The organism is Allobosea thiooxidans (assembly GCF_900168195.1).
Lineage (GTDB): Bacteria > Pseudomonadota > Alphaproteobacteria > Rhizobiales > Beijerinckiaceae > Allobosea > Allobosea thiooxidans.
In genome coordinates this window covers 67285-78900 of the sequence record NZ_FUYX01000007.1, presented here as the reverse complement: position 1 = coordinate 78900, position 11616 = coordinate 67285, and the positions used below count along the sequence as shown (strand labels likewise).

Below are 11616 nucleotides of genomic sequence, written 5' to 3'. Positions count from 1 at the left end.
CTTCGATTTGGTGCAGATGTGATGTGGAATTGTGCCGGAGCCGCCCGACGTGACCCTCCCCACCGCCCTGCGCGCGCTGCGCGGCCGCCTGCTCTGGTTCGTCGACGATCCCGAGATCGCCGGCGAGGCCGCGCATCGCTATGTCGCGGACGGGCTGCTGGTCATCGAGAACGGGCTGGTCAAGGCGGCGGGCGAAGCGAGGGCGCTGCTCCGGACGCTGCCGGCCGATGCCGAGATCGTCGATCACCGCCCGCATCTGATCATGCCGGGCTTCATCGACGCCCATATTCACATGCCGCAGACTCAAGTTGTCGCTTCCTATGGCGCGCAGCTGATGGAGTGGCTGAACAAATACACCTTCGTCGAGGAGCAGAAGCTCTCCCGGCAGGGCCATGCCGAGAAGCTCTCGCGCTTCTTCCTCGACGAGCTCCTCGCCAACGGCACCACCATGGCCGCGGTCTATTGTTCGGTCCATCCGCAATCGGCCGAGGCTTTCTTCGCCGAGTCGGAACGACGCAACACCCGCATGATCGCCGGCAAGGTGATGATGGATCGCAACGCGCCGGAAGCGCTGACCGACACGGCCGAGAGCGCCTATCGCGATTCGAAGGCGCTGATCGCGCGCTGGCACGGCAAGGGCCGGCAGCTCTATGCGATCACCCCGCGCTTCGCGATCACCTCGACGCCGGAGCAACTGGCGGCGGCAGGAAAGCTGACGGCCGAGCATCCCGATTGCCACGTTCAGACCCATATCGACGAGAACCGGGCCGAGATCGCCTTCGCCCGCGAGCTTTATCCCGAAGCGGCCGACTATGCCGATATCTACCGGCGCTACGGCCTGCTCGGACACAAGAGCCTGATGGGCCACTGCATCCACATGACCCACAACGAATGGCAGGCCTTCGCCGAGACCGGCGCGGTCGCGGTGTTCTGCCCGACCTCGAACCTGTTCCTTGGCTCCGGCCTGTTCGACTGGGCCCATGCCCGGCAGCGCGGCGTGAAGGTCGCGGTCGCGACCGATATCGGCGGCGGCACCTCCTATTCGATGCTCCGAACCATGGCCGAGGCCTACAAGGTGCTGCAGCTGCAGGGGCAGTCGCTCTCGGCCTTCGCGGCGCTGCATGCGATCACGCGCGGCAATGCCGTGGCGCTCGGCCTCGATCATTGGGTCGGAAGCTTCGAGCCCGGTTGCGAGGCGGATGTCGTGGTGCTCGATACGGGTGCGACGCGGGCGATGGCGCACCGCATGGAGACGGTGCGCGACCTGGCGGAGGAACTCTTCGTCCTCGTCACGCTCGGCGACGACCGCAACGTCGTCGCGACCTATGTGATGGGGGAGCTGGCCGCGGGGGCGTCATTCTCGGGTGGCGTCTAGCACCGCCCGTCATGGTCGGGCTTGTCCCGACCATCCACGTCTTCCTTCGCCCAAACGTTCAAGACGTGGATGCTCGCCACAAGGGCGAGCATGACGCTGCGGTGCTCGGGCCTGCCGGGGATCTCAGCCCAGCACGCCGCCCTTGCGGGCGTAGTCGATATAGATCTCGCGCAGGCGCTGCGCGGTCGGGCCGGGCGCGCCGTTATGGATCGTGTGGCCGTCGATCGAGGTCACCGGCATGACCAGGCTGGTCGCGGAGGTGATGAAGGCCTCCTCGGCGTCGAGCGCCTCTTCCAGCGTGAATTCGCGCTCCTCGAACGAGAAGCCGGACTCCTCGAGATAGGCGAGCACGGCCTTGCGGGTGATGCCCGGCAAAACCTTGTGCGAGAGCGGGCGCGAGATCAGCGTCTTGCCCTTGACGATCCAGGCGGTGGAGGAGGCGCCCTCCGTCACCACGCCGTCCTCGACCAGCCAGGCCTCCTGCGCGCCGCTTTCCAGCGCGAACTGCTTGGCGAGCACCGGCGCGAGCAGGTTGACGCTCTTGATGTCGCGGCGGGCCCAGCGCAGGTCCGGCGTCGAGACGACCTTAATGCCGGTCTTCGCGCCCGGCGCGTTCACGAAGTTGCGGGCCTGCGTGAACATCACCAGCGTCGGCTGGACGTCCTTGGGGAAGGGGAAGTCGCGATCGGCGGCGCCGCGCGAGACCTGCAGGTAGATGCCGCCCTCATCGAGATTGTTGCGCTTGATCAGCTCCTCATGGATCGCGACGAGCTCGGCCTTCGACCAGGGCAGGCCGAGTCGGATCTCGCCGCAGGAGCGTTCGAGGCGGGCCAGATGCGCCTCGCAATCGACGAGCTTGCCGCCGATAACGGCCGAAACCTCGTAGATGCCGTCGCCGAAGATGAAGCCGCGGTCGAAAACGGAAATCTTCGCCTCCTCCTCCGGGAGATAGGCGCCATTGACATAGACGATACGGCTCATCGCTGCGGACCCGCTGGGTGGGGAAAGGGACGCGCTCTTCCTAGCGGAGCTTGGCCGCGCTTGCGAGCATCAAGGCAGGGAAACGGCCCGGCGTCTGGTGCAGGGCCGCGCGGGCGACCTACCGCGTCAGGCTCAGAAACCGGGACGGGATGGCGCCGCGCAGGTTCTGTTCGAAGCCGGCGAGCCTGGGCGAGACGAGATTCTTGGTCGAATAGTGCAGCACCGGGATCCAGGGCATGTCGGTGGTGACGATGCTGTCCGCCTCGCGCAGGATCGCGGCCCGCCGGGCGATGTCGAGTTCGTCCGCAGCGAGCCGCATCAAATCGTCGAACTGCGGATTGTTGTACTTGCCGATGTTGAATCCGGCATTGTCGCTCTGGAACAGGAACAGGAAGTTCTGCGGATCGGAGTAGTCGCCGATCCAGCCATAGCGCGCGACGTCGAAATCGCCGCCCTCGCGCAGATAGGCGAAATGCGTCCGGTAGTCCGTCTCGACGAAGCGGGTCTCGACGCCGATGGCGCGCCATTGCTCGCCGATAGCCCTGGCGGTGTGGCGATTATTGTCGGTGGTGTTGAAGCGGAATTCGATATCGAGCGGCACGCCGTTGCCGAAGCCGGCGGAGGCGAGCAGCCGCTTCGCCTCGTCCTCGCGCTCGAGGATCGAGTTGTGGCGGAAATCGAGCTCGGCACGCGCGCCGTAATTGCCGATATGGGGCGGCACCACGCCATAGGCCGGCAGCATCGTTCCGCCCCAGATCCGTTCGGCGATGAACTCCCGGTCGATCTGCAGCGAGAGCGCCCGGCGCACGCGCACGTCGTCGAAGGGCGGCTTGGCGCTGTTGATGATCAGGAAATAGGTCGCGAGATAGGGGCCGATGCGGACCTGGTCGCCGAGCTTCTGGCGCAGCTGCCGGAATTGGTCGGCCGGGATGTCGGTCGTCAGGTGGAGTTCGCCGGCCTGGAAGCGCCGCGCCGCCGCGGCGAGGTCGGAGGCCGGGTAGAAGATCACCGTGTCGATCTTCACATTGGCCGCGTCGTGGAAATGCGGGTTGCGATCGAGCCGGATATGCGAGTTCGGCGCGAGCTCCTTGAGCATATAGGCGCCGTTGGTGATCCAGCTTTCGGGGCGGTCCGGCTGCTGCGCCGCTCTGGCGACGCTCGCCGGGTGGACGGGCAGGGCGCTCTGATGCGTCAGCAGTTCGAGCAGATAGGGCGTCGGCCGCTCCAGCGCGATCTCGAGCGTGCGCTCGTCCGGGGCGGTGACGCCGAGATCGTCCAGCGAGGATCCGGTAGCCGCCTTGTGGATCGCCTCGGCATGGCGGATCGGATAGAGCAGGTTGGCGTATTTCGCCCCGGTTTCCGGGTTGAGGATGCGCCGGAAGGAATAGACGAAGTCCGTGGCCCGGACAGGCTCGCCATTCGACCATTTCGCGTTGGCCCGCAGGGTGAAGCGCCAGAGCCGCCCGTCCGGGCTCATCGTCCAGCTTTCGGCGGCGCCGGGGACGACCTCCCCCTTCATGTCGTGGATGACGAGGCCCTCGCGCAGGTCGCGCAGGAGATGGGCTTCCGCGACGGTCGAGGTCTTGTGCGGGTCGAGCGTTTCGGGCTCGCCGTCATTGCCGCGGTGGAAGGCGATGCGGCCCTGGGCCACCACGGCGCGGCTGGCGGCCAGGATGGCGGCAAGTGCCAGAGGAGCGTTGCGGCGCGTGACGTCGAGCATGGCGACCCCCTTTTCGGCCGGGCGCCGCTGCGAGCAATGCCCGACGGACGGGAAGTAGAGCCTGCTTGCGTGAGTCTGCCAAGCGGGAAAGCGATGCCGGGCTAAGGCGCTTCGACGGCCCGGTTGTTTTCGAAGACCACGCGGCAGTCCTCGGCCTTCTTGCCGCAATCGGACAGCGTAATCCGGCGCGCCGCTTCGAGATCCTTTTCACCGTAGCGGTAGGTGAAGCTCTTGCCCGTCGAGCTGACGGCCATCGCCTTTTCGCCGGGCGCGCTGAAATAGTTCTCGAATACCGAGGCCCGCCCTTCGAGCCCGAAGCGCTTGAACGCCGCTCTCGGCTGTTCGGGCGAAAGGGTCGGCAGCTTCCAGGCACGCAGAGAGGTATCCATCTCGCGCAGCCAGACGAAGCGGGCCCTGCCGTTCTGCAGGATCGCGTGGCCGCGTGGACTGACATCCGGCAACGCAATGAGGCGCACGTCGCCGCCACGGTCGAGGGCCGCGGCCCTCATCCCATCGACGAGGGAGGGCGGGAAGAGGTCGTCGTTGCCGGCATAGACCCAGAGCTGTGGCAGGGTATCCTTCCAGGGCCAGTGCCGGATGGTCGCGACGAGCGCATCCCGGCCCTTCTCCACGCAATCGCTGAGATCGAGCCCGCCGGCGACGTTGACCACGGCCTTCAGGCCGGGCGGCCTGCGCTGGGCCAGCGCCATGACGGCGGCGCCGCCCGCCGATTCACCCAGCGCGATGATGCGGTCCGGAGCGACGTCGGGCCGTTCTGCCAAAGCCTTGAGCGCGGCCTCGAGCTCCTTCGCATCGTTCTCGAAGCGCTGCGACATGTCGGGCAGGCTGCAGCCCGCGCCCTCCGCGGAGAAGGGGCCGTCCGATTGTCCGAAGCCGCGCCGGACGACGACCGCGGCGAGCCAGCCGCGACGGGCGAGGTCGCGGGCGATCGGGGCGTAGTTGGCGGCGCGCAGATCGCCCATCCTCGTGTTGCTCGGCGCCTTGCCATGCGTGATCAGCGCGAGCGGCAGCCGCCCCGCGGCCGCGTCGGGGCGGACGATCAGGGTTTCGAGGCGGGCCGCGCGGTCTCCGATCTGGACGCGCAGGAAACCGGGCTCCTCGCGCAGCGGCTCTTGCGCCCGTGCCGCTGCCGTCAGGCAGAGGCCGATGGCCAGGGCGAGCAGGGTGCGCGGCAGGGCCATGGCAGGATCAACCGGCAGCAGCGGCCGCGCTCTCCTGCGCCTCGACCACGGCGACGGCGGTCATGTTGACCACGCCGCGGGCGGTCACGGAGCCGGTGAGCAGATGGGCAGGCTTGGCCGTGCCGATCAGGATCGGCCCGACGGGCAGCGCGTCGGCCAGCACCTTGGCGAACTGATAGGCGATGTTGGCGGCGTCGAGATTGGGGAAGATCAGGACGTTCGCCATGTCCTTCAGCGTCGAGGAGGGCAGGACGCGCTCGCGGATCAGCGGGACGAGGGCGGTATCGGCCTCCATCTCGCCGTCGCATTCCAGATGCGGCGCGCGGTCGCGGATCAGCTTCAGCGCCTTGCGCATCTTGAGCGCGGTCGGCGTGTCGGCCGCGCCGAAATCCGAGTGCGAGAGCAGCGCGATCTTGGGTTCGAGGCCGAAGCGCTGGACATGGCTCGCGGCGAGCACGGTCATGTCCGCGATCTCCTCGGCCGTCGGGTCGTGCTTCACATGCGTGTCGGAGAGGAAGAACGCGCCCTTGTTGGTGATGATCAGCGTCATCGCCGCGAGGTCGCAGACGCCCGGCGCCAGGCCGATGATGTCCTTGACGTGCCGCAGGCGCGACATGAAGCGGCCTTCGAGGCCGGAGATCATCGCATCCGCCTCGCCCCGCGCCACCGCGAGCGCGGCGATCACGGTGTTGTTGGTGCGCACCAGCGCGCGGGCCGCCTCCGGCGTTATGCCGCGCCGGCCGGCGATGTCGAGATAGGTCTGGACGTAGTCGCGATAGCGCGGGTCGTCCTCCGGATTGACGATCTCGAAGTCGACGCCCGGCTTGATCGACAGGCCGAAGCGCTGGATGCGGCTCTCGATCACGCTCGGCCGGCCGATCAGGATCGGGATCGCGAGCCCTTCCTCCAGCGCCACCTGGGCGGCGCGCAGCACGCGCTCGTCCTCGCCCTCGGCGTAGATCACGCGCTTGGGGTCGGACTTGGCCTGCTGGAACAGCGGCTTCATCAGGAAGCCGGAGCGGAAGACGAAGCGCGAGAGCTGCTCGCGATAGGCCCCGATGTCGACCAGCGGCTTGCGGGCCACGCCCGTCGCCATCGCGGCCTCGGCCACGGCCGGAGCGATGCGCATGATCAGCCGCGGATCGAACGGGTTCGGGATCAGCGAGGTCGCGCCGAAGGTCGAGGCCTCGCCGCCATAGGCGCGCGCCGCGATGTCCGAGGTCGCCTCGCGGGCGAGCGCCGCGATGGCGCGCACGGCGGCGAGCTTCATCGCCTCGTTGATCGTCGTCGCCTGCACGTCGAGCGCTCCCCGGAAGATGTAGGGGAAGCACAGGACGTTGTTGACCTGGTTCGGATAGTCCGAGCGGCCGGTGCAGATCATGGCGTCGGGACGGACGGCGAGGGCGTCCTCGGGCGTGATCTCGGGGCTCGGATTGGCGAGTGCCAGGATCAGCGGCTTCGGCGCCATGCGCTTGGCCATCTCCGGCTTCAGCACGCCGGCGGCCGAGACGCCGAGGAAGACGTCGGCGTCGCCGATGACGTCGTTCAGCGTGCGGGCGTCGGTCTCCTGCGCATAGACTTCCTTCCAGCGGTCCATCAGCGTGTTGCGGCCCTTGTAGACCACGCCGTCGATGTCGCTGACCCAGATGTTCTTCCGCTGCGCGCCGAGCTCGACCAGCAGGTTGATGCAGGCGATGGCCGCCGCGCCCGCGCCGGAGACGACGATCTTGACGTCGGCGATCTTCTTGCCCGCGAGGTCGAGCCCGTTCAGGATCGCCGCGCCGACGATGATCGCGGTGCCGTGCTGGTCGTCATGGAAGACCGGGATGTTCATCCGGGCCTTGAGCTGCTCCTCGATCTCGAAGCATTCCGGGCCCTTGATGTCTTCGAGGTTGATGCCGCCGAAGGTCGGCTCCAGCGCCGCGACGACCTCGACGAACTTCTCGATGTTCTTCTGCTCGACCTCGATGTCGAAGCAGTCGATGCCGGCGAATTTCTTGAACAGGACGGCCTTGCCTTCCATCACCGGCTTCGAGGCCAGCGGGCCGATGTCGCCCAGGCCCAGCACGGCCGTGCCGTTGGTGATGACGGCGACCAGGTTCTGGCGCGAGGTGAGTTCGGCGGCTTCGGCCGGATCGTCGACGATCGCCTCGCAGGCGGCGGCGACGCCGGGCGAGTAGGCGAGGGCGAGGTCGCGCTGGTTGCCGAGCGGCTTGGTCGCCTGGATCTCGAGCTTACCGGGGCGGGGCTGGCGGTGATAGACGAGGGCGCCCGAGCGCAGATCGTTAGAGAGAGTGCTTTTCATAGTGGCGACCCCAGCATCCGGAGCAGGGGGAGGTCGCGCGGAAATGTGGCTGCGTCAAGCCATGCCGTTGCATCAATCGGGAACAAGAGTGCTGCCGGAAAGGCAGCAGGGGCCTCGCAGCAGGCGTCCGGGATTCGCTTGAATCGATCTCTGAACTATCTCGAGCGCTCTCTGAGCTCTTTCAGCCAAGAGACTCCTACGATTCGCGAATCCGCCTTCGGCGTCGAGGCCGCCAGCCTCAGAACGCCTTGAAGGTGATGATCGTGTGAGTATCGGAGATCTCGGGGATCGACTGCACCTTCTGCGCGACGAAATGGCCGATGTCGACATCGGCCGCCACGTGGAACTTGGCCAGGATGTCGTAGTTGCCGGCGGTCGAGTAGATCTCCGAGGCGATCTCGCGGTCGGCCAGTTCGCTGGCGACCTCATAGGTCTTGCCGAGCTTGCATTTGATCTCGACGAAGAAGGTCTGCATCGCGCGCTCCGAAACTTTCTCGGGTCTGGATAGAACCCCAGGCGTGGTGAGATCAAGCGCCCGCGAGCGCCGCGATGCGCCGGGTCATCGGATTCTCCGGCTCGGTCAGCCCGGCGATCACCGTGAAGTGGTTGGCGCCGGGGATTTCCTCGTAGCGCGTCGTCACGCCCTCCAGGCCCCAGATATCGACGATGCGGCGGCTCTGGTTGAGATATTCGGAGCTCTCGGCGGCTCCGACGACCGCATCCATCGTCAACCGCGCCGGCGCCGGCCAGAACAGCGGGCTTTCGAGCTCGGCTGCTTCCATGCTGAGGCCGAGTGCCTTGTTGAGGCTCGTCTCCGTCAGCGGTTTGAGATTGTAGAGCCCGGAAATGCCGTAGGCCGCCGGCACGAGCTGGTCGGGCAGATCGGGGTCGACGTTCTTCCAGTCGGTTGCGAGCGTGCAGGCGCTGAGATGCCCGCCGGCGGAGTGGCCGGTGGCGACCACGGGCAAACCGAAGCGTCGCCACAGCGCCGCGGCGGCCTGCTGCAGCTCCCAGACGATGTGGCCGAGCTCGACCTGCGGGCAGAGGTCGTAGCCCACGACCGCGACCGGCAGGCCGAGCCGGTTCAGGCCGCGTGCCATATGCGAGAAATGGCTGCGGTCGAGAGCCTGCCAGTAGCCGCCATGGATGAACATCACCAGCGCATTGCCGCGGATATTGTCGGGCTTGAACAGGTCGTAGAGCTGCCGCTCGCCCTCGCCATAGGAGACGTCGAGCTCGCACAGCGCCGTGGCGCGATAGGCGGCGGCATCGGCCTGCCAGCCTTCGATGATGCCGGGGTGTTCCGGCACGCGGGCGCGATTGTTGTATTCGGTCTCGTAGTCCGGCGACATCGGTGTCCTGTTCGCGAAGGGCGACTGCTGGGCCGGCCTACGGTGGCAGCGGTGTCGGCTTTGCGCCAGCGCTTTTGACAGGCGGCGCCGTCGGCGCCAAAAGCGGCGATCCGCAGCAGCGGAAGCCGGAGGCCGCCATGGAAAATCCCGTTCTCGCCGAAGTCACGCGCGGTAATGTCGTCGAATCGCGCCACCGTGGAGCGGCGATCGTCGTCGACGCCGATGGCGCCGTGGTCTTTGCCACCGGCGATATCGAACGGCCGGTGTTCCCGCGCTCTGCCGTGAAGGCGCTCCAGGCGCTGCCGCTGCTCGAGAGTGGCGCGGCTGACCGCTACGGGCTGACGGAGGCCGAGATCGCGCTCGCTGTCTCCTCCCATTCCGGCGAGCCGCTTCATGCCGAGACCTCGCTCGCCATGCTCAGGAAGGCCGGTCGCGAGGCGGCTTGTCTCGAATGCGGCGCGCATTGGCCGTCGAACGAGGCCGCGGCGCGGGCGCTCGCTCGCTCCGGAGCCGAGCCGAGCGCCCTCAACAACAATTGTTCGGGCAAGCATGCCGGGTTCGTCTGCCTGTCCTGCGCGCTCGACGAGGATCCGGCCGGTTATGTGAAGGCCGGCCATCCCGTGCAGCAGGCGGTGCGCGGCGCGCTCGAGACGGTGACCGGCGCGGCCCACGCGGCGGAGCGGATGGGCACCGATGGCTGCTCGATCCCCACCTATGCCGTGCCGCTTTCGGCGCTGGCGCTCGGCTTCGCGCGCTTCGGCACCGGCCGCGGCTTCGGCCCGGAGCGGGCGAAGGCGGCCGCGCGCATCCGCGCCGCCGCGGCAGCGCACCCCTTCATGGTCGCCGGCACCGGCCGTTTCGACACGCGGCTGATGGGCCTGCTCGGAGCCCGCGCCTTCACCAAGACCGGTGCGGAAGGCGTCTATTGCGCCGCTCTGCCGGAGCTCGGCTACGGCATCGCGCTGAAATGTGACGATGGTGCCGGGCGCGCTTCCGAAGTCGCGCTGGGCGCGCTGATCGCGCGCTTCCTGCCGATGGACGAGGCGACGCAGGCGGCCTTCGCCCCGCTGCGGCAGGCGGTGCTGAAGAACTGGAACGGCATCGAGGTCGGCCGGGTGAGGGCACCTCAGGACTGAGCCGAAGCATTGGCTGATCTGGCGCGGAAATGCACCGTCATCCCGGCGCTCCGCTTCGCTCCGGCCGGGATGACCCGCACTTCAAAACGCAACCCCGCGCTCAGCGCACGGCGTTGCCCTCGACCCTGACGCCGGCTGCCCGGGCATCGGGGATCTTGGCGAGGTCCCCCGTGACCGGCTTGCCGTATTCGGTGCCGACGACGGCCCCGTTGCGGGCCTCGTCGATGAGGTTGTTGGCGATCAGGGCGTTGCGCTCCTTCGGCACCAGTGAGATCGCGATGCCGATCCCGGTCTTGCGTATGACGTTGCCGGTCGCGACGAGGTTGCGCATGCCCCAGGACCAGCCGAGCGAGATGCCGATATCGCTCGCATTCTCGATGACGTTGCCGGTCACGGCCGCTTCGGCTTCGACGTGAACGCCGATGCCGCCGATCGGCTCCTTGCCGTTCGGAGCGATGCCGCGCCTGGCGTTGCGGATGATGTTGTTGGCGAAGACGGCGAGACGCCCGCCATGGTCGAGATTGGTGATGTTGGCGCCCTGAGCGCAATCCTCGACCAGATTGTTGGCGATGATGGCGCCTTCGAAGGCGAATTCGCTGTAGAGCGCGACTTCGCCGCAGCGCCGCCCCTGATTGCCGAGGATCTGGACGCCCGATCCGGAGTTGTTGCGGATGAAGGTCATGGCGCAGTCGCGCAGCTGGTTGCCTTCGATGATGACGCCGCCGGCGCGGTAGAGGCTGATGCCGTTTCCGTTGGGGCCGTCGCCGCCGCCATCGGCGCGGATGCGGCTCACCCGGTTGCCCCGGACGGTCGAGCGGTCGTCGCCGGGCTGGCTGCGCCAGATCTGGATGCCGTTGTTGCCGCAATCCTCGACCGCGTTCTGGTCGATGGCGAGGCCGAGCGAGTCGAGCGAGAACAGGGCCGATTCGCGCATGGCGGCGAAGTGGTTCCCCGTGATCCGCCCGCCGCAGCGTTCGAGCACCAGGCCGACCGAGCCAGCCTTGGCGAAGGCACAGCTGGAAACCGAAAGCGCGGCGACGTTCTCGGCGGCGACAAGCCCGCCACGCTGCGGTGAGGGGATGTCGAGCCCGTCGAGCACCAGCCCGGACAGGCTCGCGCGAGCGATGTTGCGGGCCGTCAGCGCCGGGCCTCCCTGGGCGGTGACGAAACGCGTCTCGCCCGCGACCCCGGCGATCTGCGCTCCGTCGGGCAGTGCCACCCCGCCGATGCGGTAGCGCCCGGGCGGAACGATCAGCGGCGCATTGCGTTTGGCCGCCTCGGCCAGCGCTGCCTGCAGGCGCAGCGACTGGTCCTCCGCCGCGCCGGGCCTAAGGCCGAACCGGCCGGCATCGAGGCCGAGATGGCCGAGCGGGCCCGACGCGGCCGAACGAGACTGGGCGGCGGCCGGCATGCAGGGCAAGGCCGCGGCGCAGGCGCCGGCTATCAGCAATCCACGTCGTGAAAGCTCCATGGCACCTCCTCTTCGACTGGTCCCGATCAAGCGACGTGCCAACCTGAGCTGTGCCGTTTCGGGATGAGCGAAGG

Annotated in this window: 9 protein-coding genes; 2 read left to right on the top strand and 7 right to left on the bottom strand. The window is 67.8% G+C overall.

The annotated features are described in order from the left end of the window. Positions 1-49 precede the first annotated feature (49 nt). A complete protein-coding gene (gene guaD, locus B5Y19_RS14115) occupies positions 50-1375 on the top strand; it encodes a guanine deaminase (protein ID WP_139384394.1) in 1326 nt (441 codons plus the stop codon). Positions 1376-1498: 123 nt separating this feature from the next. Here guaD and B5Y19_RS14110 read toward each other — a convergent pair whose 3' ends face one another. The 6 genes from B5Y19_RS14110 to B5Y19_RS14085 form a co-directional block, all read right to left on the bottom strand. Continuing rightward, complete coding sequence (locus B5Y19_RS14110; RefSeq protein WP_055730633.1) at positions 1499-2356, bottom strand: D-amino-acid transaminase; 858 nt, start codon at positions 2354-2356, stop codon at positions 1499-1501. Positions 2357-2474: 118 nt separating this feature from the next. Beyond that, the gene (locus tag B5Y19_RS14105) at positions 2475-4076 is read right to left on the bottom strand and encodes a peptide ABC transporter substrate-binding protein (protein ID WP_055730632.1); all 1602 of its coding nucleotides are present in this window, start codon (positions 4074-4076) and stop codon (positions 2475-2477) included. Positions 4077-4177: 101 nt separating this feature from the next. Beyond that, positions 4178-5278, bottom strand: coding sequence for an alpha/beta hydrolase family protein (locus tag B5Y19_RS14100; RefSeq protein WP_079591633.1), 1101 nt, complete (start codon positions 5276-5278; stop codon positions 4178-4180). A 7-nt stretch (positions 5279-5285) separates the two neighbouring features. Next, entirely contained in the window at positions 5286-7583 is a 2298-nt protein-coding gene (locus B5Y19_RS14095; protein ID WP_055730630.1) for an NADP-dependent malic enzyme, read from the bottom strand. 238 nt (positions 7584-7821) lie between these two features. After that, the gene (locus tag B5Y19_RS14090) at positions 7822-8058 is read right to left on the bottom strand and encodes an Lrp/AsnC ligand binding domain-containing protein (RefSeq protein WP_055730629.1); all 237 of its coding nucleotides are present in this window, start codon (positions 8056-8058) and stop codon (positions 7822-7824) included. A gap of 52 nt (positions 8059-8110) precedes the next feature. Further along, positions 8111-8935 carry an alpha/beta hydrolase gene (locus B5Y19_RS14085; protein ID WP_055730628.1) on the bottom strand — a complete coding sequence of 275 codons (825 nt, stop codon included), beginning with the start codon at positions 8933-8935 and terminating at the stop codon, positions 8111-8113. 137 nt (positions 8936-9072) lie between these two features. Here B5Y19_RS14085 and B5Y19_RS14080 point away from each other — a divergent pair, with 137 nt between their 5' ends. Then, the gene (locus tag B5Y19_RS14080; protein WP_055730654.1) at positions 9073-10071 is read left to right on the top strand and encodes an asparaginase; all 999 of its coding nucleotides are present in this window, start codon (positions 9073-9075) and stop codon (positions 10069-10071) included. 100 nt (positions 10072-10171) lie between these two features. Here B5Y19_RS14080 and B5Y19_RS14075 read toward each other — a convergent pair whose 3' ends face one another. Further along, the gene (locus B5Y19_RS14075) at positions 10172-11542 is read right to left on the bottom strand and encodes a TIGR03808 family TAT-translocated repetitive protein (protein WP_079591632.1); all 1371 of its coding nucleotides are present in this window, start codon (positions 11540-11542) and stop codon (positions 10172-10174) included. Positions 11543-11616: the final 74 nt, after the last annotated feature.